Here is a 25,093-nt window from a genome sequence, read left to right as displayed (position 1 = left end):
GAAACGCGTAGGATCACACTACTTTAGACCAAAAACTAGGTTGCACCTTGGTGCATAAACAGAAGACTACATGAAACTAACAGCAAAACCAGCGGCGAATAACGCTTTACTTATTTCTATTACGACACCGGATTTTAAAGGTGACGAAGCAAAAGAGTCTCTTGCCGAACTTGCTCGCTTAGTGACAACCCTAGGGTTTAAAGTCGTCGGTACGCAATCGCAACACCACAGTTCATCTCAAAGACAGAATGTGTTGGGTGCAGGTAAGCTTGCCGAAATAGCACATCTAACTGGTTACCAAGGCTCTATTGAAGAAGCTGAAGATGAAGACTTTCTTGATGAGTCGGGTTTGTTTGATTCTGAAATCGATGAGCTAGATTTTGATGATCTTCCAACGGGCAACTTCCAATACGGTGCCGCTGATGTTGTGGTATTCGACTGTGATTTAAGTCCATCTCAAATGCGTACTGTTGAGGCGAGTTTGGGTGTGGAAGTATTTGACCGTACTGGCATCATCATCGAAATCTTTAGCCGTCACGCTCGTACTCGTACAGCTCGTCTGCAAGTTGATATCGCTCGTCTAAACTACTTAGTGCCACGACTTCGTGAAACGGCTGAGGGTGATAAAGAGCGTCAAATGGGTCAGGGCGCCGGTGAAACTTCACTTGAGCTAGACCGTCGTAACGTACGTGACCAAATTGCTGCACTTAAGCGTGAGCTAGTAAGCGTACAAGACGAAATGAAGACCCGACGCACAAGGCGTGCGGAGCTTTTCACTGTTGCTTTAGTTGGCTACACCAATGCCGGTAAATCTTCGATGATGCGTGCAATGACCGCAACCGAAGTGGTGGGTGAAGATAAACTGTTCGCAACGCTAGACACTACGGTTCGTGCGCTTCAGCCAATCACTCAACCGCGTATTCTTGTTTCAGATACGGTAGGTTTCATCAAGAAATTGCCACACGATCTGGTTGCATCATTCCACTCAACGCTAGCAGAAGCGCACGATGCTTCATTGCTGCTTTATGTCGTTGATGCTTCTGACGTTTCATTCCGCGCACAACTTGATGTGGTACACGACGTATTAGCTCAAGTGGGTGTAGAAGGCAGCGAAAAACTATTAGTGCTGAATAAGTGCGATAGATTGACTGAAGAACAGCAATTAGAGCTGATCGAAGAATTCCCAGATGCGATGCTAACGTCGACTCGTGATCCGCTAGATATCACTAAACTGCACAAGTACATCGTTGGTGTTGCTGAAGAAGGCATGATCGAAGAAGAGATCACTATCCCTTATTCTGGCCAAGGCATCATCGGTGAGATTCGCTCAAACATGAGTGTGGTTAAAGAAGAGTACGATTACGAGTGCATTAAGTTGACCGTTCGCTCTAGTGAAATTGACTTAGCTCGACTGAAAAAGCGTATGCAGAATTCTTAATCTTTTATAGCGTTTAGACACAAGTTAAAATACCAAAAAAGAGAGCCTAGGCTCTCTTTTTTATTGAATCGTGATAAGCACAGCTCGAGCTCTGCTTATCGGTCTTCTTCTGGAAGTTTGACGTTCAGTTCTAATACTGAGATGTCGTCATCTTTGTGTTCGAAAGTCAGATCAACCATTGATGGATCGACGTCAACGTACTTCGCAATACACTTCAAGATGTCTTCTTTTAGTTGCGGCAGATAAGACGGTGCTGGGTCGTCATGGCTGCGTCGCTCGGCAACAATGATCTGCAAACGCTCTTTAGCTAGGTTTGCGGTTGTCTTTTTTTGTGGTCTAAAAAACTCTAGTAATGACATTGCGAATTAGCCCCCGAACAGTCTTTTGAAGATGCCTTTCTTCTGTTCCGTTAAGAAACGGAAGTCCACTTGGCTACCCAGTAGTCGCTCTACAGTATCATTGTAAGCCATACCTGCATCGGTTGCTTCGTCAAAAATAACTGGAACACCTTTGTTCGACGCGTTCAGTACTGCTTGGCTCTCTGGGATGACACCCAGTAGAGAGATGTGAAGAATCTCTTCAACGTCTTCAACACTTAGCATCTCACCTTGAGTTACACGTGCTGGGTTGTAGCGAGTCAGTAAAAGGTGCGTTTTCACTGGTTCTAAGCCATCTTCTGAACGACGAGACTTAGAATCAAGAATACCGAGAATACGGTCTGAATCGCGTACAGAAGAAACTTCTGGGTTAGTCGTAACAATCGCTTCATCAGCAAAGTAAAGCGCCATCAGAGCGCCTTGCTCGATACCTGCAGGAGAATCACAGATGATGAAATCAAAGCCCATTTCATCTAGTTCATCAAATACACGACGAACACCATCTTTTGTTAATGCATCTTTATCACGAGTTTGAGAAGCCGGAAGAATGAATAGATTCTCTGTGCGCTTGTCTTTGATCATCGCTTGGTTCAGTGTCGCTTCGCCATTGATAACGTTAACGAAGTCGTACACAACACGACGCTCACAACCCATGATTAAATCTAGGTTACGCAGACCGATATCAAAGTCGATAACTGCGGTTTTCTTCCCTTTTAAAGCTAAGCCTGAGGCAATAGCTGCACTGGAGGTCGTTTTGCCTACCCCGCCTTTACCTGACGTTACAACGATAATGCGTGCCATTTTGTTTTCCTTTTTATTTCTCTTATATTGCGAGGACATCAACGTGTAATACATCGTTTGCCATACTGAACATGGTTTTCTTCTGCCAGTACTCGCTTTCAATTTGATCGCTGAGCCAGTAATTTCCTGCAATGGAAACCAGCTCGGCTTGTAAATCATTACAAATTATTTTTGCTTCAGTTTGACCACTTGCACCTGCAATTGCACGACCGCGTAGCGTGCCATGAATATGGATGCTGCCATCGGCAATGACTTCTGCGCCCGCGCTTACGTGGCTAAGAATCAGCAAATCACCGTCTTTGGCATACACTTGCTGACCAGAACGTATCGGGGTTCTCACCACCTTTATCGGGGCCATCTTCGCCGGAGCTTGAGAAGGAGATTTACTTGCTGTCATCACGGCAAAACCTGCATCTCTGGCTAGGTTTTGCATGCGTTTATCTGAACAGCCAGCCACACCAACCGGGATCATGCCCGCTTGAGATATACCATTTTTCAGTTGCACGAAATCTATATCGCCCGCGACTTTGCTAATGTTGATAACAACCGGCGCAGCTGCGAAAAAAGTGGGTGCCTGGTCTACCTTCTCTTGAAGAAAAGACACTGCATTTTCGACTTGATCATCGGATAAGTGCAAAACAGATAGCGTGAAACTGCTACCTTTTAGATCTGGGTTACTAGACATCGAAAAACTACAGGACCTCAATAGCGGATTGGTACAATTTCTTTATCAATAAAATAAAGGGCATTGCCTGAAACTAGGTTTATCATGTTATATTCCCAAACCAAGCACAGCAAGTAATCTTGTTGTCAAATGAACGTTTTGTTCCCAATATTTCCCTAACATAAACTATTGATCTCGCAAGTGAGAGTTTTGTAGTCATAAACATTTAAAAAAGGTTTGTCATGCTGTGTTCTATATATAAAAGTTCAAAGAAAGAAGGAACATACCTTTATATCCCTAAGAAGGATGATTTTTCACAAGTTCCTGACGCATTGATGCAAATGTTTGGTAAACCTAGTTTTGTAATGGTAATTAAAATGGACGGTCGTAAACTGGCTCAAGTGAACATCGATAAAGTGAGAGAATCACTGAACACCGATGGTTTCTTTTTGCAGGTTCCGCCACCACCAGTTAACGAACTTGAGCTTCATAAAGAGCGTAAAGATCAAAAAAAAGGTCAAGACGAAGAGTGATAGCCACCTCAATTCAAGGAGGAGTGATCGTTGAGTAAATTTTCGAAAACCATATTGGCTGTGTCGGCATTACTATTGGGTAATAGCCTGACGATTGGTTCAGTTCAGGCTGAAGAGCTGAGCTTTGAGCAATATGTAGAGAAACTAAAGCAGCAAGGCCGTGCAGAAGGCATCTCTGAAACGATCATTGATGAAGCTTTTGATGGTGTGACGTTTAAGCCAAGAGCGGTAAAAGCCGACAAAAACCAACCTGAAAAGAAACTGACTCTGGATGAATACATTCCACGTGCGGTTCCTGACTGGAAAGTGAAGCAGGCGAGATCACTCTATAAGAAACACTACACGGCGTTAAAGCGTATTGGTGATGAATATGGTGTTCAACCAAGATTCATTGTCGCTCTGTGGGGTGTAGAGAGTAATTTTGGTAAGTTCACGGGGAATTACAGTGTTATTGATGCTCTCACGACTATGGCCTATGAAGGACGTAGAGAAGCCTTCTTCCGTAGCGAAGCGATGGCGGCGTTGAAGATTCTTGATCAAGGCCATATTGCACCACAAGAGATGAAAGGCTCTTGGGCTGGTGCGATGGGACAACCTCAGTTTATGCCAAGCTCATTCTTAGCTTATGCCGCTGACGGTAACGGCGATGGCAAGAAAGATATTTGGGGTACTGAAGAAGATGTATTTGCTTCAGCGGCGAATTATCTCAGCCAATCGGGTTGGGATGACAAATATACTTGGGGCCGTCAGGTTCACGTACCGTCGACTGTGTCTATTGAAATGCAAGGCCGAGGCGAAGACAAAGCGAAATACTTAAAAGAGTGGTCTGAACTCGGTATTAAGCGCTTTGACGATCGCCCACTACCAACGCTTGATGAAGATATTAAAGCTTGGCTAATTATGCCAGACGATGAAACTGGCCGTTCTTACCTCATTTACAACAACTACAATGTGTTAATGAAGTGGAATCGTTCTTACTACTTTGCTTTGGCAGTTAGCCACTTAGCAGACAGAATTAAGTTTGATTAATCGACCGAATTTGATTAACAGATTTAGGTCGCTTTGAATAGCATTTGGCCTACCATAAGCAGAACGAACTAAAGGACTCTTCGGAGTCCTTTTTCTTTTATATTTCAGAGATTTTTAAAGGTGGCCTTGTGCTAACAGATAGAGCCGCACAGATGGTGATATTCCATGCGTTAATCAAGCATGAAGGCTTTACCAGTGCAGCAAAAAGTTTGAATGTGTCGGTGTCTCACATCAGTAAGCAAGTTGCTTTGCTCGAGGATTCGATAGGTATCAAGCTGGTTCAAAGAACCACACGCAGCCTGACACTAACTGAAGCAGGGGAAGTGTTCTATCAGCATTGTGAGCAGCTGTTCAATACGGTGAAAGCGGCTCAAATGGATATGGATAGCCAGCGTGACGACATTTCTGGAATATTCCGCATAGGCTTGTCTCAGTCATTTGGCACACTGCATATCATTCCAGCGATTGATCAGCTCAGACAGCTCTATCCGCAGCTGAGAATTGAAGTGCATTTGTTCGATTACAAAGTGGATATGATTGAGGAGCGCTTGGATCTTTGGATCACCAATAATGAAGACCTGCCAGAAGGTTATATTGCGCAGCGTTTAGCCGACAGCCAATTTGTGGTAGCCGCATCACCGGATTATCTGATTAAAGCTGGTACTCCTCATGTGCCATCTGATCTGATTGACCATAACTGTCTTATCTATCGCAGCCGTGAACGAGACTACACGTCATGGGCGTTTGATAACGGGCAAGAAAACCTCAGTGTCAAAGTGGCGGGCGATTACTCGGTGGATTTGGCTGAGGCGGTACGAGACGCAGCTGTATCTGGATGGGGTGTTGCTTATTTGGCGACTTATTTAGTCAAAGAGGAGTTTAGAACAGGCAAGTTAATCCAAGTATTACCAGAATGGAGAGCCAGTCAGTTGATGCCATTCTATGCCGTCTATCCGAGTCGAAAGAACATGCCAAAGAAGCTTTCAGCAGTGATTGAGTTCATCAAACAGCATGTTGGTTCGCCGACGTATTGGGACAAAAACCTCAAAACTTGCGTTGAGCTGCATCGTTAATTGTTTCCTAATTCATAAATATAATTTCCATATGGAAAAAGTATGCTTTTTGAACAAGTTAATCCATTAAAATTCAATGCTTTAATCTAACCTTGGGCAAGTTGCTGATAATCCCAACATCACATTAACAACCGCACCTTGCCGCAAACGATTTCCTCTATACAATGCGTCGCCTTTCCTACCTACAACTTTTAGGTTGACGCATATGGCTTCCCTACTTGGAATTATCACTATTTTAGTAGCCGCTTGGTTACTATCTACGGACAGAAAAAATATCCCGCTAAGAACTGTCTCTTTGGCTTTCTTACTGCAAATCTCATTCGCGCTATTGGTTCTTTATGTGCCAATGGGTAAAGAAGCGCTGAATGCAGCTACTGGTGCGGTGTCTAGCTTGATCAACTACGGTCAAGAGGGGATTAACTTCCTATTCGGTGGCCTAACGAATAACGGATTTGTTTTCGCTATTAACGTTCTCGGCATCATTATCTTTTTCTCTGCATTGATTTCAGGTTTGTATCACATCGGCTTTATGCCAAAGGTGATCAACATAATCGGCGGTGCTTTGCAGAAGTTTCTAGGCACAGGTCGTGCGGAGTCACTATCTGCAACGGCAAACATTTTTGTTGGCATGATCGAAGCGCCATTGGTGGTTAAGCCTTACCTAAAACATATGACGGACTCACAACTGTTTGCTGTGATGGTATGTGGTTTGGCTTCTGTTGCTGGCGGCACGCTAGTGGGTTATGCATCGCTGGGTGTTGACCTAAACTATCTGATCGCTGCGGCATTTATGTCGGCACCAGCCGGTCTATTGATGGCTAAAATCTTAGTACCAGGCAGCCCAGAGGATGTTCAAGAAAATATTGAGTCTGGTGTAGAGATTCCACGAGCAACAAACGTAGTTGAGGCAATGGCAGATGGGGCTATGTCTGGACTTCGTATTGCCGTTGCGGTGGGTGCGACACTTCTAGCCTTTATCAGTGTGATTGCGATGCTGAATGGCTTGTTAGGTATTGTTGGTGGCTGGTTTGGCGTAAACCTAAGCTTCGAACTTATCCTAGGTTATGTGTTCGCACCCGTTGCATGGCTGATCGGTGTACCGTGGTCTGAAGCTGTGGTTGCAGGCTCGCTGATCGGTAACAAAATCGTTGTGAATGAGTTTGTGGCTTTCATCCAGTTAATGGACGTAAAAGATGCACTGAGTGAGCACTCAAAAGCGATCGTTACTTTTGCACTATGTGGTTTTGCTAACATCTCTACCATGGCGATTCTGATTGGCGGTTTGGGTAGCTTAGTTCCAGAGCGTCGCTCTTTCATCTCACAATATGGCTTCAAAGCGATTTGTGCGGGTGTGCTTGCCAACTTAATGAGCGCTGCGATCGCTGGCGTGGTGCTTTCTCTGTAGCTAGATGATAAGTACAGAGTGGATGAGTCAGTCACTTTATTTCCCCTATAGTAAAGTGACTGATTAATCACACTAATATTCGGTTAGCATGAAAAAGAGAGCCTATAGTTTAATGACATAGGCTTTCTTGTTTCAGCAAATAGGTTTGTATCACAAGGTGTGGTGCAAATTTTTTAGGGGCACAAATGGATTTGTCGATTACTTCATCCTTGGCGTTAATTGGACTGCTGTCCTTAACGTGTCAATTGTTAGGCTGGCGCTTACGTCTTCCTGCTATTCTTCCTCTTCTTATTGTCGGCCTACTTTTAGGTCCCGGTCTTAACATCCTTAATCCCGATGCCATTTTTGGTGACGTGCTATTTCCGCTGATTTCATTAGGTGTCGCTATTATTCTGTTTGAAGGTGCATTGACCCTGAATTTCAAAGAAATCAGAGGCCATGGTCGCATGGTGACACACCTCGTGAGTTTCGGCATGCTGATTACTTGGGCGTGTATTGTTGTTGGTGCTTATTACTTTGTGGACTTCAGTTGGCCATTAGCCGCGCTGTTTGCTGCCTTAGTGGTGGTGACGGGTCCAACCGTTATTGTTCCCATGCTGCGCAGCATTCAGCCCAAATCTTCGTTAGGCAGCATCTTGCGCTGGGAAGGGATAGTGATTGATCCGATTGGCGCTCTGTTTGCCGTTCTCGTTTACGAATACATTGTCTCTTCAGCCGATCCTACAAGCCATGTACTGTCGGCTTTGGGGCTGACTCTAGCCATCGGTTTAGGCTTAGGGATCATCGGTGGCTATTTGATTGCCAAGATGCTGAAAGGGCATTGGGTTCCGCATTATTTGCGTAACGTGGCAGTCCTAACGTTGATGTTGGCGGCGTTCTCTTTTTCTAATGATCTGAGTGAAGAGTCTGGCCTATTAACCGTGACCATCATGGGTATCTGGCTCGCCAACGTGAAAGGCTTGGATCTTGAAGATATTATTGAGTTCAAAGAGACCTTAACCGTGTTACTCATTTCTGCCTTGTTTATCTTACTGGCGAGTCGACTTGATTCTGGGACTTTCCTTTCGATAGGTTGGGGCGGTATTGGCTTATTAGCGGTCGTCATGCTGGTGGCTCGTCCTTTGAGCGTGTGGATCAGCGGGATCGGCACGGATCTTACTTCAGCAGATAAATGGTTTTTGAGCTGGATGGCGCCTCGCGGGATCGTTGCTGCCGCAGTTTCTTCTCTGTTTGCTATCAAACTTCAAGAGAAGCAATTAATCGAAGGGGCGGATCTACTGGTGCCCATGGTGTTCTTGGTCATTATTGGTACGGTTGTGATTCAGAGCCTAACCGCGAGTTGGTGGGCGAGAAGGTTGGGTGTGACTCAAGAGAAGGCGCAAGGGGTTATCTTCTTTGGTGCGACTCATTTTTCACGCCAGTTTGCCAAAGTGCTGGCGACACACAACATCAACAGTGTGCTTGCTGATACAAACTGGGAGAGCATTCGCTTAGCGCGTATGGAGAACTTGAATGTTTATTTTGGTAACCCAGCCTCAAATCACGCGGAAAATAATCTGGAACTGGATGGGATAGGGCGCGCCATGATCGTCTCGCCTTATCGTCAAACCAACCCATTAGTCAGTATGCATTATCAAGATGAGTTTGGTGAAAACAAGGTGTTTGAGCTTGAATCGACAGAAACTAAACACGAAAGGCATTCAGTGAGTCGAGATGGCAACAGAAGTCTGTTTTCGGAAGGAATTACCTATTCCAAGCTAAACTCCTTGATGGCTCAAGGCTGCCAAATTAAGAGTACAGGTTTGACCGAAGCGTTTGACCTTAATGAGTTTAACGCGTTGTATCCTAAAGCAATTCCACTTGGTGTGATTACTGGCGGTGATTTCCGTTTAGTGACACAAGGTTCTGATTTGGAAAAACTCATATCAACGGAGTGTGCGATCATTAGTTTATTGCCGCCTTCGGATCCAACGGAAAGAACTGATGCTCCAGATAAGTAGTGAGTGCTCTGTATTTAAAGCGAGTCACTTTGTATCAAAAACGAATAGCTCAGTATCAAAAAAGCCGCAACGTTTTAACGCTGCGGCTTTTTAATTCTGTTTATGCTGTCGTTCGCAGATTATTTAGAGTGGAATTGCTCACAAGCGATCATGGTGTTCTCGATTAGGCTTGCTACAGTCATTGGACCAACACCACCCGGAACTGGTGTGATGAAGCTTGCGCTCTCTTTCGCGACATCGTATTCAACGTCGCCAACGAGTTTGCCAGATTCCAAACGGTTGATGCCTACATCGACCACAACAGCCCCTTTCTTAATCCAAGCACCAGGAATGAAGTTAGGCTTACCAACTGCTACAACAACAACATCTGCTTGACGTACATGACCCTCAAGGTCTTTGGTGAAGCGGTGACATGTTGTCGTCGTACAACCGGCTAGAAGAAGCTCTAACGTCATTGGGCGGCCTACGATGTTTGATGCGCCAACCACAACCGCGTGTTTGCCACGTAAGTCGATGTTATAACGGTCAAGCAGCGTAATGATGCCTTTAGGCGTACAAGAGCGAAGCTTAGGCATACGCTGAGCCAAACGACCTACGTTGTATGGGTGGAAGCCATCAACGTCTTTTTCCGGCGTGATGCGCTCAAGAACTTGAGTGCTATCAATACCAGCTGGTAGGGGAAGTTGAACAAGAATACCGTCAATCTCCGGGTCTTCGTTCAGTTGGTCTACCAGTGTTAATAATTCGTCTTCTGTCGCAGTGGCTGGCAAGTCGTAAGATTTAGATACGAAGCCAACTTCTTCACATGCTTTACGTTTACTTCCTACGTAAACCTGAGAAGCAGGGTCTTCACCCACTAAAACAACCGCTAGGCCCGGAGCGCGTAATCCAGCTTGAGTGCGAGCTTTTACACGAGCCGCAACTTCAGAGCGAACCGTTTGAGAAATTAGCTTTCCATCAATATTTTGAGCAGTCATGAATTTCCTTAGTATTGATATTCAAGTTAGTGGCTGATGTTTTTGGCGCATTATTCCAGAAAATCTTTTTGATTACCATCAAGCAAACGTTTGCTTTGTTCTATTTTCCAACACTTATAATCCTATTGCACTTTTTTTACTCACTTGGATCAGAATGTTACATAAAGCCGTTGCTTTACTGATTCGAATTCGTATAATCCTTCCCTGTAGCGCGCCCTTAGCTCAGCTGGATAGAGCACCTCCCTTCTAAGGAGGTGGTCGAAGGTTCGAATCCTTCAGGGCGTACCACTATTTAAAGAAACCCGATAACTCTATGAGTTGTCGGGTTTTTTGCTTTCTCACCATAATAAAAACAATCATCTCCAATCGCCACTCATTTTCCCTCGTTATTCATTTCATTCGGCTGATGTAATAGAAAGTTAAAATTGTTGGTTTTTTGGGGTTTACATCATTTGGTAATAAAGCCAATATGAATTCACGAAGAATAGACAAGTAAAGCTGTTAGCCCGTAGGTTTAGGAATCAAACCTTCTGCTCAATGGCTGATTTAGAGGAAGTAATGGCAGGAAACAGTATCGGACAACATTTCCGCGTGACTACGTTCGGAGAAAGTCACGGTATCGCACTAGGATGTATCGTAGATGGGTGCCCACCAGGATTAGAAATTACCGAAGCAGACCTTCAAAGAGATTTGGATCGTCGTCGCCCAGGTACTTCTCGTTATACAACGGCTCGCCGTGAAGCGGATGAAGTAAAGATTTTATCCGGTGTATTTGAAGGCCAGACTACGGGTACTTCTATTGGTCTATTGATTGAAAATACAGACCAACGCTCTAAAGACTATTCCGAAATTAAAGACAAGTTCCGCCCTGGTCACGCTGATTATACCTACCATCAAAAGTACGGTGTGCGTGATTACCGAGGTGGCGGTCGCTCTTCTGCTCGTGAAACTGCAATGCGTGTTGCGGCAGGTGCGATTGCGAAGAAATACCTTAAGCAAGAATTTGGTGTTGAAATCCAAGCTTATCTTTCTCAAATGGGTGATATCTCAATTGATAAAGTGGATTGGAACGAGATCGAAAACAACGCTTTCTTCTGTCCTGATGCCGACAAAGTACCTGAATTTGACCAACTGATTCGTGACTTGCTAAAAGAAGGCAACTCGATCGGTGCGAAGATCCAAGTAGTTGCGACTAAAGTGCCTGTAGGCCTTGGTGAGCCAATCTTTGATCGTCTAGATGCTGATATTGCTCACGCTCTAATGAGCATCAATGCGGTGAAAGGTGTTGAGATTGGTGATGGCTTCGATGTGGTTAATCAACGCGGTAGTGAACACCGTGATCCATTAACTCCAGAAGGCTTCAGCAGCAACCATGCTGGCGGTATCTTAGGCGGTATTTCTACTGGTCAAGATATTGTGGCAAGCATTGCGCTTAAACCCACATCAAGCATTACTGTACCTGGTGACACCATCACTAAAGACGGTGAAGCAACACAGCTAATCACTAAAGGTCGTCACGATCCATGTGTTGGTATCCGTGCAGTGCCTATTGCTGAAGCGATGCTGGCTATCGTGTTGCTTGATCACTTACTACGTCACCGTGGTCAAAACTTTGGTGTGACAACTGAAACTCCCAAGATTTAAACGGTGAATTACAATCAATTACAATCAGTTACGTAAGAGCTAATTTTATTATGATAGTTTTTTAAAAGTACAGAATCTACTTTTAATGTCCTTACTGGTTGGAGTGATTATTTATGCTTAAAAAACTTCTCTTAGCAACGCTGTTTCTTAATGGTTGTGCTTCTGTAGATTATGACAGTGTTTACTACTCAAAGTGTGATTCATCATTAGAAGGTGAAAGATCACTTACATTTTATGTCAAAGGTGATACTGCCATTCTTTCTGGTGTGGTATGTAGCGGATCTCCTGATGCTTTTGAAGAAATGCTAAATCAGGCTCCGCAGGTGACCATGCTAGAGTTTAAGAATATCAATGGCTCTGCGGATGATGAAGCAAATACTGAGTTGGGATTAATGGTTCGAGAAGCGGGTATGAATAGCTATATCGGTTCATCAGGGCATATCGCTTCTGGTGGTACTGACTTGTTTTTGGCTGGCGTGCAAAGAACCGTTGAACCAGGTGCTAAGATCGGAGTTCATTCATGGAGTTCAAGTGATGGCACTAACGGCTCACTATTAACTAAAGATCATTTTGAACATGAACGTTATTTGGATTATTACGAAGCGTTAAATATTGATACAAGTTTCTATTGGTACACATTGGAAGCAGCAAAACCGGAAGGTATGCACTATATGAGCCGAGAAGAGCTTGTTCAATATGGGGTTGCTACACAATGAAACGATTAGCTTTAGTATTACCCATTTTTTTTCTTATTGGGTGTACAACAGTAGAGAGCGAACAGGAAGTAAAGTTTCAGTGCCAACAACCAGCAACGCTAGAGTTTAACATCAAAGGGTTAAAACCAACGGTTGAAAGTGAATGTTTTTTGGGTGAGCTTTCGGGAATCGAAGGTAGCTTGGGTACGCATGAACTAGAATTTTGTGCGAATAATTCCAGCCAAGAATATGACTTTAAAGCCGAGTTTAATTCACAACCAAAGGTGTTTAACTCTCTTCGCTCTAGTATTAGTAAACGTGCAAGTATCTATTTTGTCGAAACGTTAAATTATATGCGTGAAGATATTTATATCGCGAACTTTGACGTCATTTGCGTTGAATAGTGGTGTGATGCGAAAGAGTTACATAGTTTAAAAAAGTAAAATGCCTCTCCTCTCATTTGCGCTCCTATCCGTTTTAGGAGCGCAGATTTCGAATTAGTGTACCGAACTTTCTGGGTCTAATTGGAACGAAGGCAAGCGCCATTTGAATCTCACTGCTGCCATGCGCAGTAAATAACCTACAACCAATGTCACGATCGTCGCGGTCACATCGTTTATGCCTAATTCAAGAAGACCTAAGTACAAGCCTGAAGCGACAAGGGCGACAGATGCATACAACTCTTCATGCAAGACTAGTGGCGTTTGACGACAGATAAGATCGCGCAGTAGGCCGCCAAACACGCCAGTCACTAATGCAGACACCATACAAATCATTGGGTGCAGACCCATGGTCATCGCTACTTTAGTACCAATGATACTAAATACGATAAGCCCCAACGCATCCAAACGAATGAACAAGCCTTTTAGCTTGATTACCCATTTGGCTAATCCCGTCGTGATAACACCAGCAATACAAGTGATCGCCAGATACTGGGGGTTTTCAACCCAGCCTAAAGGGTAATGGCCGAGTAAAATATCTCTTACTGTTCCTCCGCCAATTGCCGTTGCACTTGCAACCAGCATTACACCAAACCAATCCATTTTTTGTTTGCCAGCACTGAGAGCGCCGGTCATGGCTTCTGCCGTGATGCCAATGATATACAAAACACTTAGTAGCATTGCTGTAGCTCTATAATATAGGTCTATAAATTGGAGTCTTATAGGCCATAGGGATATAAAAATGAAGCGCGAGTGTAGTAGTAAAAACGCTGATTGACGAATGAATATTTGTACCGTGAATAGGCATTTCAGATTAGCTAAACTAATCATTCACCTCAAAGTGGTGTAATCTGGGATCGGCAATCGATTGTCATCGTAAAGTATTATGATGAACCTAATGTCATTGCCAGTGATAGGGCTTTACCGAGCGCTTAAAAAAACGCAAAATGCCCCAGTTCTTTTTACTTAAATTTGATCTTATGACACACCAATACCCAGACATCATCGATATTTTCAATCAAACCTTTTTCGAGAGCTTCAATACTAAGCTAGAACTGGGAGCGGACGAGCCTATTTACCTGCCAGCCGATGAGGAGATTCCTCATCACCGTATCGTTTTTGCTCGTGGCTTTTATGCTTCAGCACTTCACGAGATAGCGCACTGGTGTGTGGCTGGTCCTGAGCGTCGCTTATTGGAAGATTTTGGTTACTGGTATGAGCCTGATGGCCGAACTGAGTCGGTTCAAGCTGAGTTTGAAAAAGTGGAAATTCGCCCACAAGCGTATGAATGGATCATTGCGACCAGCGCAGGCTTTCCTTTTAATGTTAGCTGTGACAATCTACACGGCGATTTTGAGCCAGATCGTTTGGCCTTTATGAACAAAGTACACAGCGAAGTCATGGGTATCTTTGAAGCTGGTCTGCCGCCTCGCGTGAAAATGCTCTCTGAAGCATTACGCAGCTTCTACGATGTAGAACCTTTATGTACTAGCCAATTTATTGTGAAATAAGAGAATATTATGATTATCGAATTTGAAGAAAAACTACTTGAATTAATTGATGCTCGCATTGAAAACGCATCAGATGATGAACTGTTTGCTGGTGGTTACTTACGTGGTCATATTTCTCTTTCAGTAGCTTCATGTGAAGAAGACGGCATTGAAGACGTAGCAGAAGTTAAATTGCGTATTGAGAAGAGCCTAGAAGACGCACGTTCTGAATTGACGCCAGCCGATCGTACGATCGTTAATGACCTTTGGGTTGAGCTGCAAAACCAAGCTTAATTTTAGTCGTTTAGCATTATTCGTCTAGCGCTATTCGCTCACAATTCTCCCTCCTCATTTTTGAGCGAACCAATAATTTGAGACTCATTCGAATTTTTTGAATGAGTCCGTTCAATCCTTGTGATGGTTCCATTTTCTGACTACGTTATTCTAATCCCACTTAACGGAATCACAGAAAAGGTCACATCATGAAAGTTATCGCATTCGGCGCAAGCACCAGCTCTACCTCTATCAACAAAACTCTAGCAACTTACGCAGCTAACTTGATTGAAGGTGCTGAAGTCAAAGTTCTAAACATCAACGATTACAACGTTCCTATGTTCAGTGAAGACACTGAAAAAGAGATTGGCCAAGCGGAAGGTGCTCAAGCATTCTTACGTGACCTAGCAGAAGCTGACGCATTTGTTATCTCTTTCGCTGAGCACAACGGCCACTACCCAGCGGCGTACAAAAACCTATTTGACTGGGCGACACGCATTGAGCGTTCAGTATTTGGCGAGAAACCTGCGGTTTACTTAGCGACATCACCAGGCCCTGGTGGCGCACAAACAGTACTTGGCGCAGCAACTGGTTCGGCTCCGTACTTTGGTGGTAACGTTAAAGCATCGCTTTCAGTGCCTAGCTTCTACGATAACTTTGATTTTGAGTCTGGTGCTATCAGCAACGAAGAGATCGCCCAACAGATTAAAGACGCAGTTGCTAAGCTGTAAATACTGCTCCGTTTAGAACATCAGTTTAGATCAACACGAACAACAAAAAGCCCGAGTGACATAATGTCGCTCGGGCTTTCTAGCCTTTAGTTTTAGATATTTCTGATATTCAGAAACTTCAGATGTTCAGAATAGCTGAACTAGAAACTATGAATTTGATTTAGAGTGCTTGTCTGCAACCCATCCAGCCGTTAATGCTTTGCCTTTACGCAGTCTGCGCACCCACATTCTGCTTGGGTGAATCGCCTCAAGCACATCAACAGGCAAGGGTAGGGGATCGCCACAGATTTGTGATGCTAACACTTCAGCTAATAATGGCGCAGAGCTCAAGCCACGTGAGCCTAGCCCGATAAAGCAGTATAGGTTAGGGAAGCTTGCTACCGTTTGAACATCATCAACAGAGTGACGTTGCGGGTTGAAGTTGTGCAGGTCTTGGTACTGTTCTTTGATTGATTCAAAATCGCCAACGTTTCCGACAAACGGAAGGTGGTCACGGCTTACGCTTCGGATACCTTGGCGCGCTAAATTGTCACTGGTGTCGACATCTTTTGTCCATGCTTGGTCTGGTAGCGACACATGTAGGCGCTCACCATTATATTGCTGAACCTCAATATCAAACTCTTGGTCGATATTGGTCTTGTCGTAGTTCGCACCAATACAGTGATGACCATTGTTTGGATTCTGCGGCGTAAGGTAGCCATCAAAGCACAACACGGTTTTTAGCTGGCTGAGATTTCCCGTGGTCGGAATATGACTCACTTGGCCTTTAACTGGCGTCAGAGGTACGGGGCGAGTGTGTTCAAACTGAGTGAATTTGTGTCCGTTCGCGACAACTACTTGGTCGTGCTTGGTTTGAATCTCACCTTGAGGTGTCTCAAGTGTCAGCAACCATTGCTGTTCTGTTTCTAACCATTCAAGTTGCGTTACTTGATGTTGATAGTGCGCGCTCACTTGGTTGGTCTCTTCTAACCTGCCAATCAAACCTTGAGTCAATTGGAAAGGGCTTAACCAACCTCCCAGTGGAAAGTAGACACTCTCTTTATCGACTGGTAAGCCAATCTTTTCGTTGGCTTGCTCTGGCGTTAAACGCTGAATCAGATCTGTGTGGAAATTGCCTTCTAACATGCGATTGAGCTTTTTAGTGGAGCCTTCATCCCACATCAAAATGTTCACGCCACACCAGCTGTAATCAAATTGGACAGACTGAGCCGCTTGATTCATAAATTGGCGAGCAAACAGTAACCCTGGACCAAACACGCGAGACACGTTCGATGTCGCTTCGCTGAGTAGCGGATAAATGGCACCTTGATTGTTGCCAGAGGCGTTGCCCGCAGCTTGTTGGTGTTCACAATAAAGGGTGATGTTTTTACCACGTCGGCTTAGCGTTTTGGCTAATGCAGCACTGGCGACACCACCACCAATGATCGCAATGTCTTGTGATTCACTGTGCTCTGAAAGGCCATACCAAGGTTTAATGTTGGTGTGAGCGTGCTTCTCACCAAGTCGTCCGGCAATCATTTCCCGCTTAGTACCAAAGCCTTTAACTTTTTTCATCGCAAAGCCAGCTTCGATTAAACCGCGGCGAACAAAACCGGCAGCGGTAAACGTTGCACAGCTGCAATCTTGTTTTGCCAGTTTGGCCATGCCGTTGAATAGGTTTTGATTCCACATTTCAGGGTTTTTGCTTGGAGCAAAGCCATCTAAGAACCACGCATCGACTAAACCTTTGCGAGGGGTCGGCACGTTTGGCATACAATCCTTAATATCACCAAACCACAAATCAAGCGTGATAGCACCATCGCCCAACACAATGCGGTGACATTCGGGCAGGGCAATCGGGTAGTGTTCTTGGAGTTGTGTCGCATACTGGGCTAGTTCAGGCCAAGATTGGTGCGCTTTGATCAGATCATCTTTATTTAAAGGATATTTTTCAAAACTGATGAAATGTAATTCTTTGGTCATAGCTTGTGGGTTATCTTTAAGAAAAGCATCGAACCATTGCCAGACTGCGAGAAAGTTTAAACCTGTACCAAAACCGGTTTCAGCAATCACAAAACGGCGTTGTTGATGTTCAACCCAACGCTCTGGAAGGTGGTTTTGTTTTAAAAAGACGTAGCGAGTTTCTTCTAAACCGTTAACATTAGAGAAGTAAACGTCGTCAAATTGGTCTGAAACTGGCGTGCCAGACTCATTCCATTCCAGTTCTGCATTAGTAATTGAAGTCATAAAATCTATCATTTTGTGATTTGAAGCGATATGTTGGTAGGGATTGTACGAATTTCTAGGAAAGCTGACCACTTTTGTTAGGCTTCTTAGTTATCATCTAGCTGAATTTAGAATTATAGGAATGTCACATGAAACGAGTCGTAATCACCGGTATGGGTATTGTTTCAAGTATCGGTAACAACGTCGAAGAAGTTTTAGCATCACTGAAAGAGGGTAAATCAGGTATTACCGCTTCAGAGCAGTTCAAGGAAAATGGCTTGCGCTCTCAAGTATGGGGTAACCTAAAAATGAACCCTGCTGACCATATCGATCGCAAAAAAATGCGCTTTATGGGTGATGCAGCGGCATTCGCTTATCTTTCAATGGAGCAAGCAATTGCTGACTCTGGTTTAACTGAAGATCAAGTATCTAATGACCGCACAGGTATCGTTGCGGGTTCAGGTGGTGCTTCATCTCTAAACCAAGTAAACGCAGTAGACATCATCCGTGAAAAAGGCGTGAAGCGCGTTGGCCCATACATGGTTCCACGTACAATGGCTTCTACGGTTTCTGCTTGTCTAGCAACACCTTTCAAAATCCGCGGTGTGAACTACTCTATGAGTTCTGCATGTGCAACATCTGCACACTGTATCGGTCACGCAATGGAGCTTATCCAACTTGGTAAGCAAGACGTAGTATTCGCTGGTGGCGGTGAAGAACTGGATTGGTCTCTGACTATGATGTTCGACGCAATGGGCGCACTTTCTACTAAGTACAACGACACGCCAGAATTGGCTTCTCGTACTTACGATGCTGACCGTGACGGTTTCGTTATCTCTGGTGGCGGCGGTATGCTAGTTATCGAAGAACTTGAGCACGCTGTTGCTCGTGGCGCAAAAATTTACGGTGAGATCGTGGGTTACGGCGCAACTTCAGATGGCTACGACATGGTTGCTCCTTCTGGTGAAGGCGCGGTTCGTTGTATGAAGATGGCAATGCAAAACGTTGATGGCGTTGACTACGTGAACACTCACGGTACTTCAACTCCTGTAGGTGACGTTAAAGAACTTGGCGCAATCCAAGAAGTCTTTGGCGGCAACAGCCCTGCAATCTCAGCAACTAAAGCGATGACAGGTCACGCTCTAGGTGCGGCTGGTGTACACGAAGCAATTTACTCAACGCTAATGCTTGATAACGGCTTCATCGCACCAAGCATTAACGTTGCAAACCTAGACGAAGCGGGCGAAGGCCTAGACATCGTAACCGAAGCTCGTGAACAAGAGCTAACAACGGTTATGTCTAACAGCTTTGGTTTCGGCGGTACGAACGCAACGCTAGTAATCAAAAAATACCAAGGCTAATTGAAGCTAAGGTTAAATTAATAAAAGGTTAATCGTTAATGGGTGACGTGAGTGCTGATTCAACACGCACAGGTCACCCAGTAATCATGACCATCAGAACATAGCTTTTATAAATATGGTTTTAAGCGTGTTTTTTAACCCTAGCTTTGTAAGCTTCGCTTTAGAAAATAGCTTTTTAAATCAAGATTTAGAAGTTGAAAGGTTTCCAGAGCTTGATCAGTACTGGCTTTGGTTAGTACTGGTTGAACAGACGCAAGACTCTGTCTCCTGGAGAGCGAGATAGGATCCTTTTGTTCTGGATGTTTGCCCGATTGTTTATTCAATCGGGCATTTTTCGTTTTAGTCTTCTGACTTCTGACTTCTGACTTCTGACTTCTGACTTTTGCTTTTTGATTTTAGGTCTTGGTTCTTATTTCTGTTCTTGTTTGTGCAGACTAGGCGATTCAGCCCTTTATTTATAATGTATTCCAATTGCGACTCGACACCGTGTGTGGAATTTTGCACAATCATTTCAATTCACATTTAAGGTCGACAGACCCCAACGAAAGTACCTTCCCAATGAAAATCTTAATCGATGAAAATATGCCTTATGCTGAAGCGCTTTTTAGCCAGCTAGGTGAAGTGACAATGAAGTCCGGTCGAACGCTAACCGCTGACGATCTTGTTGACGTAGATGCCCTGATGATTCGTTCGGTGACCAAGGTCAATGAAGCGCTGATCAGCAAAGCGAACAAGCTTAAGTTTGTTGGAACCGCAACAGCTGGTATGGATCACGTTGACCAAGAATTGATGAAAGAGCGTGGCATTTTCTTCACCGCAGCCCCAGGCTGTAACAAGGTGGGTGTGGCTGAGTACGCGTTCAGCGCGATGATGGTGTTGGCTCAGCAGCAAGGTTTCTCTGTATTCGAAAAAACGGTCGGTATTATCGGCTGTGGCCAAGTGGGTAGCTATTTAGCAAAGTGCCTTGAAGGTATTGGTATTAAAGTTCTGCTGAACGATCCTCTAAAACAGCAAGAGGGTGATACTCGTGAGTTTACTGGATTAAAGACACTGCTTGAGCAGTCAGACGTCATCACTCTGCATACGCCAATCACTAAGACAGGTGAGTTCCCAACGCATCATTTGATCAATGAGCAAGTACTGAACAATTTACGTGCTGACCAAATTCTGATTAATGCGGCTCGTGGCCCAGTTGTTGATAACCAAGCGTTAAAAGCTCGCTTGCAAAAAGCCGATGGTTTCACTGCCGTTCTTGATGTGTTTGAGTTTGAACCTGAAGTCGACTTTGAACTTCTTCCGTTGCTCGCTTTTGCAACACCTCACGTAGCGGGCTACGGTTTAGAGGGTAAAGCGCGTGGTACCACGATGATCTTCAACAGTTATTGTGAGTTTTTAGGTACTGAACAGCGTGCTTATGCAAGTGACTTACTACCGACAGCGCCAGTGCCTCAAATGAAATTAGATAGAGCTTGGGATGAAGCAACACTGCACAATTTGACTCAGTTGATCTATGATGTGCGCAAAGACGACGCCTTATTCCGTCGCAATATCTCTACGCCGGGTTCTTTTGACAAGATGCGTAAAGAATATTGGGACCGCAGAGAGTACAGTGCAGTCGAGTTAACGGGCGACGAATCTTGTAATTTAACGCCGTTATCTAAACTCGGTTTTATGGTAAAGCCAACTTTATAAAAGAGAGAAACAATGAGCCAAGAATTTAATATTGCTATTTTAGGTGCGACTGGTGCGGTTGGTGAAACCATTCTTGAAGTACTTAAAGAGCGTAAATTCCCTGTCGGTGAAATGCACTTACTAGCAAGTGAACGTAGTGAAGGCAAAACTTCCCGTTTTAACGGCAAAACAATACAAGTACAAAATGTAGAAGACTTCGACTGGTCTCAAGTACATATTGCGTTTTTCTCTGCAGGTAGCGAGCTTTCAGAACGTTGGGCTCCAATCGCCGCTGACGAAGGTGTGGTTGTTATCGATAACACCTCACGTTTCCGTTACGAATACGATGTTCCTCTGGTTGTGCCTGAAGTGAACCCTGAAGCGATTGCTGAGTTCCGTAACCGCAACATCATTGCGAACCCGAACTGTTCTACTATTCAGATGGTAGTAGCACTTAAACCGATTCACGATGAAGTGGGCCTTGAGCGTATTAACGTTTCAACTTACCAATCTGTGTCTGGTGCAGGTAAGCCGGGTATCGATGAGCTAGCAGGTCAAACGGCTAAGCTTCTTAACGGTATGCCAGCTGACAAGTCAGCGTTCTCACAGCAGATCGCGTTTAACTGTATTCCTCAAATCGATGAATTTACAGAGAACGGCTATACACGTGAAGAAATGAAGATGGTTTGGGAAACTCAAAAGATCTTTGCTGACTCTTCAATCACGGTTAACCCGACTTGTGTTCGTGTTCCTGTGTTCTATGGTCACGCTGAATCTCTACACATTGAAACTCGCGCGCCAATCGGTGCTGAGCAAGTTATTCAGCTTCTAGAGAACACAGAAGGCGTTGAAGTTTTCCAAGCTCTAGACTTCCCAACTCAGGTTCGTGATGCTGGTGGTAAAGACCACGTAATGGTTGGTCGTATTCGTAACGACATCAGCCATCACAGCGGTGTGAACATGTGGGTTGTCGCTGATAACGTTCGTAAAGGCGCAGCAACAAACGCAGTTCAAATCGCTGAAGTTCTGATTCGCGATTACTTCTAAGCTTCACTGCTTTGATAAACAAGCCTCACTCTTTTAGTGGGGCTTTTTTAATCGATTGAAAATATTGTTAGTCAAATTGTGTGAAATTGCTGCGAATATTGTCGCTGCAACACATTTTTTGTTTTCATCTCTATAGCTTTACGTCGTTTATCCGATATATTTAACAGTTCATCAATTTATTCGAATTTAAGCACCTAGCTGAGCCTTTTATGTTTCAATTTTTCAAGCCGTGGTTAATGCCTTTTGCCATTCTCATGGCGACTCAGATTTCCGTTGTTCGTGCAGATTCCATTCGAGTTGTAGGGCCTAATGGTCAGATACAATCAGCGCCTACGTTTTCCGAACCTCTTCAAAGAGCACAATTGAATCGTGCTGGGCCTTCTCGTTTTTACGGCCCAACTTTGGGGTCGGAAACATTGTGGTCAATTGCCTCAAAGTTACGCCCTGATAATTCCGTTTCAGTTCAGCAAACCTTGTTGGCTATTTATCGTCTAAATCCACAAGCGTTTGAAAACCAGAATATCCACAGCTTGCTGCCTGCCAGTAATTTACGAGTGCCTTCTTTAGAGCAAGCAGGTGCAAGTTCTACACAGCAAGCCGTTAACATCATGAATGCGCACCTTGCTAAGCTCGATGCTCCTGCAAGTAAGCCTGTCGCTTCAAAACCAAAAGCGTCGAGTTCTGATGCAAAAAATGTTGTTCCTGCAAAGCAAGTAAGCACAGCTGAAGCCGCTAAAAAGCCATTGTCTCCAACTCAATCATCTCCAGCTCAATCAGCTCCAACCCGAGAGGTGAATAAGTTAGAGAAACAGCTAGAGCTTTCAGAAACTGAGCTATTGTCACTTGAAGAGAAAAACCATCAACTTCGCCTGATGTTGTCGAATGTTCAATTGGAAGTAGATGAGCTAAAAACAGAACTTGGTGATGAAGACCGCATTCGTAGCGAAGTGGAAAAGCTGCTTGATGAAGAGCGTAGAAAGAACGCTGAGATTGCAAAAATGGCTCCAAGTGCCATGGATCAATTGTTATCAAATGGTTGGTTAGTTACTGCTCTTGCGGTTATTCCTGGCCTGCTACTTGGTCTTATCATAGTGATCCTATTAGGGCGCCGTTCTAAAAATGATGAGCAGCAGCCGACACAAGACCAACCAATTCAATCAGATGCAAGTAGCGTCGCGCCTATCGCTTTAGGCGACGAGATGGACGACTTTGATAATGAATTGTCTTTAGACGATGAACAATTTGGCAATGAAGATGATGCTGATAAGTTATTTGATGACCAAGCATCGCCTGAAGAAGATGTATTTGCAGGTTTAGATGATTCTGATCTCGATTTTAATCTCGATGATGACGATGACGACCCATTTGCGAGTATTGGCGAAAATGGTGACTTAGACACTAACTTCGATGATCTGGAGTTAGACAGCAGCAACGGCATTAGTGTCAATGGCGATGACAAGGCGCTTGGTCTTGAAGAGATGGAGCGCGCACTTGATAAAACATCAGAAAGCGAACTCGGTTCTGATGAGGCCGACTTTGATCTTTCAGATGATAACTCAATGTCGAATGAAGATATTGAATCGCTACTATCACAGGATTCTGAGACTGAAGATCTAGGCTCTAACGAACTAGACCAATCTCTATTAGATGATCTATTTGCGCTTGATGATGAAGATGATGATAGCTTCGATATTGATGCTTTAATCTCAGAAGAGCAAAGTGATTCGATTTCTAATACCGATACATCAGCAACCGATGATTTTGACATTGATGCGCTTATCTCTGAACAACAGAGCGATACTGCACCTTCGGGCGTGAGCAACGATGAATTTGATATTGATTCGTTGATCTCAGAGCAGCAGACGTCACAACCCTCGGCTCCTAGTGTAGAAGATGATATTGATGACATCTTCGCTCAGGTTGCGGCTCAGAACGATCAAGTCAATGAGCCTGTGAATCTCGATAATGATGACGAGGTTGCTGAGAATCTAAACAGCGCTTTGGCGTCTGATGATGATATCGATAACATCCTTTCTCAGTTTGATCTGCCAACCGAAAGTGAAGAAACTCAAGGCAGTGTCGACCTGCTCGATGAGCAATTGACAGGGGATGATGTTGATCTCAGTAATTCAACAGATCTCCTAGATGATATGTTGGAAGATGAATCGGATGATGATTCTGAGAGTGATCCTCTAGGTTTTGACTCATTATCTGAACTCGAAGAACTCTCAGGCTTGTCGACCGATGATGAGCTAGATATTTCGGAAGACAGTACTGAAACCTTGGATGAGTTGATTGATGATTCTGATGATGACTTTGAACTCGATGCCGAGAGCACAGACCTACTAGATGATTTTCTAGACGATGATGCCAATGATGCTCAAGTTACCGTCGAAGGTGACGAGACGTTAGATGAACTGCTAGGTAATGATCTATCAGTCGGTGAAACCGATGAACAAGATTCAGAATCTTTAGATCCATTTGATGATCTACTGACAAGTGGCATTGAAGACGAGCTTGAACCTGAAGGGAAGGCGTTTGATAAAGAGTTAGACGAAGCCTTTGGTTTTGACAACGGCAGCGATGAGTCCGAAAAGGATTCAGACGTCGAGCTTACTCCGTTAACCTCAGAAACACCTGAAGTTGAGTCTGAGCAAGCATCGGACATTAATGCAACACCACAAGCTGAAGTCGTTAGTGATGGATCGTTAGATTCGGAAATGATTCAAGACAGTGCTGACGTTAAGCCAGAAAATGATGAAGCCTTTAATCGTGATGACTTTATCGATGATTTGTTCGGTGTCGCGCCGGCAACAGATGCGTTACTTGATGACTCGCTAGAAACAACAGACGAAGCATTGATTGATGAGTTGATGACTTCTGATGACAATGATTTATTGCCAGCGACAGAAGAGCTTGTTGAGTCATTAAGTGAAAATACGGTTGAACCAGAGCCGAAAGAAGCCGACGCCCAAGAACAGCGTGAAGACATCGCTGCTAGTTATGAAGAGCAAGTATCGCCATCGTCTTTAAATGATATCTCTGAAGATGATGAAGAGACGGTTGAAGACTGGTTAGCCGAAGCTATAGACGATGTAGAGTCGCCTGCGAATGTTGCCTCTGATTTTGACTTTGAACCGAAAATCCAAGGTAGCGATCAGTTTGAAGATGTCGTTGAATCCTTGCCAGAGCCAGAGCCAGAGCCAGAGCCAGAGCCAGAGCCAGAGCCAGAGCCAGAG

At 44.3% G+C, this 25,093-nt stretch carries 22 protein-coding genes, 1 tRNA gene and 1 pseudogene; 17 read left to right on the top strand and 7 right to left on the bottom strand.

Features of this window, described 5'->3' with window-relative positions:
- The first annotated feature begins 70 nt into the window (after nt 1-70).
- The gene (hflX, locus tag ACED53_RS12220) at nt 71-1,438 is read left to right on the top strand and encodes a GTPase HflX (protein WP_012603471.1); all 1,368 of its coding nucleotides are present in this window, start codon (nt 71-73) and stop codon (nt 1,436-1,438) included.
- Nucleotides 1,439-1,533: 95 nt separating this feature from the next.
- Here the strand turns inward: hflX and minE are convergent, their stop codons facing one another.
- The 3 genes from minE to minC are packed head-to-tail and all read right to left on the bottom strand — an operon-like array spanning nt 1,534 to nt 3,301.
- The gene (minE, locus tag ACED53_RS12215; RefSeq protein ID WP_009848499.1) at nt 1,534-1,797 is read right to left on the bottom strand and encodes a cell division topological specificity factor MinE; all 264 of its coding nucleotides are present in this window, start codon (nt 1,795-1,797) and stop codon (nt 1,534-1,536) included.
- Between the two features lie 6 nt (nt 1,798-1,803).
- Nucleotides 1,804-2,616, bottom strand: coding sequence for a septum site-determining protein MinD (minD, locus tag ACED53_RS12210; RefSeq protein WP_009848498.1), 813 nt, complete (start codon nt 2,614-2,616; stop codon nt 1,804-1,806).
- Nucleotides 2,617-2,638: 22 nt separating this feature from the next.
- A complete protein-coding gene (gene minC / locus ACED53_RS12205) occupies nt 2,639-3,301 on the bottom strand; it encodes a septum site-determining protein MinC (protein ID WP_017084080.1) in 663 nt (220 codons plus the stop codon).
- Nucleotides 3,302-3,522: 221 nt separating this feature from the next.
- Here minC and ACED53_RS12200 point away from each other — a divergent pair, with 221 nt between their 5' ends.
- The 5 genes from ACED53_RS12200 to ACED53_RS12180 all read left to right on the top strand — a co-directional run bounded on the left by ACED53_RS12200 (nt 3,523) and on the right by ACED53_RS12180 (nt 9,320).
- Entirely contained in the window at nt 3,523-3,813 is a 291-nt protein-coding gene (locus ACED53_RS12200) for a YcgL domain-containing protein (RefSeq protein ID WP_017101978.1), read from the top strand.
- A gap of 30 nt (nt 3,814-3,843) precedes the next feature.
- On the top strand, nt 3,844-4,842 hold the full coding sequence (locus tag ACED53_RS12195; RefSeq protein ID WP_017101979.1) for a lytic transglycosylase domain-containing protein: 999 nt from the start codon (nt 3,844-3,846) through the stop codon (nt 4,840-4,842).
- Between the two features lie 152 nt (nt 4,843-4,994).
- Nucleotides 4,995-5,915 carry a LysR family transcriptional regulator gene (locus ACED53_RS12190; RefSeq protein WP_009848494.1) on the top strand — a complete coding sequence of 307 codons (921 nt, stop codon included), beginning with the start codon at nt 4,995-4,997 and terminating at the stop codon, nt 5,913-5,915.
- Nucleotides 5,916-6,120: 205 nt separating this feature from the next.
- Nucleotides 6,121-7,320, top strand: a complete 1,200-nt coding sequence (locus tag ACED53_RS12185) for a NupC/NupG family nucleoside CNT transporter (protein ID WP_009848493.1) — start codon at nt 6,121-6,123, stop codon at nt 7,318-7,320.
- A 185-nt stretch (nt 7,321-7,505) separates the two neighbouring features.
- Entirely contained in the window at nt 7,506-9,320 is a 1,815-nt protein-coding gene (locus ACED53_RS12180; protein ID WP_017101981.1) for a sodium:proton antiporter, read from the top strand.
- A 119-nt stretch (nt 9,321-9,439) separates the two neighbouring features.
- On the opposite strand, the gene folD is transcribed toward ACED53_RS12180, so the two are convergent.
- Nucleotides 9,440-10,297 (bottom strand): bifunctional methylenetetrahydrofolate dehydrogenase/methenyltetrahydrofolate cyclohydrolase FolD, encoded by an 858-nt coding sequence (gene folD, locus ACED53_RS12175; protein WP_012603477.1) that lies wholly within the window; start codon nt 10,295-10,297, stop codon nt 9,440-9,442.
- Nucleotides 10,298-10,508: 211 nt separating this feature from the next.
- On the opposite strand from folD, the gene ACED53_RS12170 reads away from it, so the two are divergent.
- The 4 genes from ACED53_RS12170 to ACED53_RS12155 all read left to right on the top strand — a co-directional run bounded on the left by ACED53_RS12170 (nt 10,509) and on the right by ACED53_RS12155 (nt 13,040).
- Nucleotides 10,509-10,585, top strand: a tRNA-Arg gene (locus ACED53_RS12170).
- Between the two features lie 270 nt (nt 10,586-10,855).
- Nucleotides 10,856-11,941, top strand: coding sequence for a chorismate synthase (aroC, locus tag ACED53_RS12165; RefSeq protein WP_004734182.1), 1,086 nt, complete (start codon nt 10,856-10,858; stop codon nt 11,939-11,941).
- A gap of 113 nt (nt 11,942-12,054) precedes the next feature.
- Nucleotides 12,055-12,657 carry a hypothetical protein gene (locus ACED53_RS12160; RefSeq protein WP_017101982.1) on the top strand — a complete coding sequence of 201 codons (603 nt, stop codon included), beginning with the start codon at nt 12,055-12,057 and terminating at the stop codon, nt 12,655-12,657.
- Nucleotides 12,654-13,040: a hypothetical protein gene (locus ACED53_RS12155; protein ID WP_017101983.1), complete on the top strand. Its 387-nt coding sequence runs from the start codon at nt 12,654-12,656 to the stop codon at nt 13,038-13,040. Before ACED53_RS12160 ends, ACED53_RS12155 begins: the two co-directional genes overlap by 4 nt.
- A 93-nt stretch (nt 13,041-13,133) precedes the next feature.
- Here ACED53_RS12155 and ACED53_RS12150 read toward each other — a convergent pair whose 3' ends face one another.
- On the bottom strand, nt 13,134-13,757 hold the full coding sequence (locus ACED53_RS12150) for a trimeric intracellular cation channel family protein (RefSeq protein WP_004734183.1): 624 nt from the start codon (nt 13,755-13,757) through the stop codon (nt 13,134-13,136).
- 299 nt (nt 13,758-14,056) lie between these two features.
- Here ACED53_RS12150 and ACED53_RS12145 point away from each other — a divergent pair, with 299 nt between their 5' ends.
- From ACED53_RS12145 to ACED53_RS12135, 3 genes are all read left to right on the top strand, one after another.
- A complete protein-coding gene (locus ACED53_RS12145) occupies nt 14,057-14,587 on the top strand; it encodes an elongation factor P hydroxylase (RefSeq protein ID WP_029225616.1) in 531 nt (176 codons plus the stop codon).
- Nucleotides 14,588-14,596: 9 nt separating this feature from the next.
- Nucleotides 14,597-14,860: a YfcL family protein gene (locus ACED53_RS12140; protein ID WP_009848738.1), complete on the top strand. Its 264-nt coding sequence runs from the start codon at nt 14,597-14,599 to the stop codon at nt 14,858-14,860.
- Nucleotides 14,861-15,048: 188 nt separating this feature from the next.
- The gene (locus ACED53_RS12135; protein ID WP_009848737.1) at nt 15,049-15,570 is read left to right on the top strand and encodes an NADPH-dependent FMN reductase; all 522 of its coding nucleotides are present in this window, start codon (nt 15,049-15,051) and stop codon (nt 15,568-15,570) included.
- Between the two features lie 147 nt (nt 15,571-15,717).
- On the opposite strand, the gene mnmC is transcribed toward ACED53_RS12135, so the two are convergent.
- Nucleotides 15,718-17,868 carry a bifunctional tRNA (5-methylaminomethyl-2-thiouridine)(34)-methyltransferase MnmD/FAD-dependent 5-carboxymethylaminomethyl-2-thiouridine(34) oxidoreductase MnmC gene (gene mnmC / locus ACED53_RS12130; protein WP_017101986.1) on the bottom strand — a complete coding sequence of 717 codons (2,151 nt, stop codon included), beginning with the start codon at nt 17,866-17,868 and terminating at the stop codon, nt 15,718-15,720.
- A 56-nt stretch (nt 17,869-17,924) separates the two neighbouring features.
- Between mnmC and fabB the strand changes: the two genes are divergently transcribed.
- A complete protein-coding gene (fabB, locus tag ACED53_RS12125) occupies nt 17,925-19,136 on the top strand; it encodes a beta-ketoacyl-ACP synthase I (RefSeq protein WP_009848735.1) in 1,212 nt (403 codons plus the stop codon).
- Nucleotides 19,137-19,276: 140 nt separating this feature from the next.
- Here fabB and ACED53_RS12120 read toward each other — a convergent pair.
- Nucleotides 19,277-19,646, bottom strand: a pseudogene (locus ACED53_RS12120) (hypothetical protein).
- Nucleotides 19,647-19,694: 48 nt separating this feature from the next.
- Between ACED53_RS12120 and ACED53_RS12115 the strand changes: the two are divergent.
- The 3 genes from ACED53_RS12115 to ACED53_RS12105 all read left to right on the top strand — a co-directional run.
- Nucleotides 19,695-20,828, top strand: a complete 1,134-nt coding sequence (locus ACED53_RS12115) for a 4-phosphoerythronate dehydrogenase (RefSeq protein ID WP_017101987.1) — start codon at nt 19,695-19,697, stop codon at nt 20,826-20,828.
- 12 nt (nt 20,829-20,840) lie between these two features.
- Nucleotides 20,841-21,854: an aspartate-semialdehyde dehydrogenase gene (locus tag ACED53_RS12110; protein ID WP_012603484.1), complete on the top strand. Its 1,014-nt coding sequence runs from the start codon at nt 20,841-20,843 to the stop codon at nt 21,852-21,854.
- 209 nt (nt 21,855-22,063) lie between these two features.
- Nucleotides 22,064-25,093 (top strand): FimV/HubP family polar landmark protein (locus ACED53_RS12105; protein ID WP_371692848.1); only part of this gene is annotated, 3,030 nt, incomplete at its 3' end.

Origin of the sequence: Vibrio sp. 1F169 (assembly GCF_041439605.1) — a bacterium.
In the GTDB taxonomy this organism is placed as follows: domain Bacteria; phylum Pseudomonadota; class Gammaproteobacteria; order Enterobacterales; family Vibrionaceae; genus Vibrio; species Vibrio tasmaniensis_A.
This window is presented reverse-complemented; position numbering and strand designations above follow the sequence as displayed.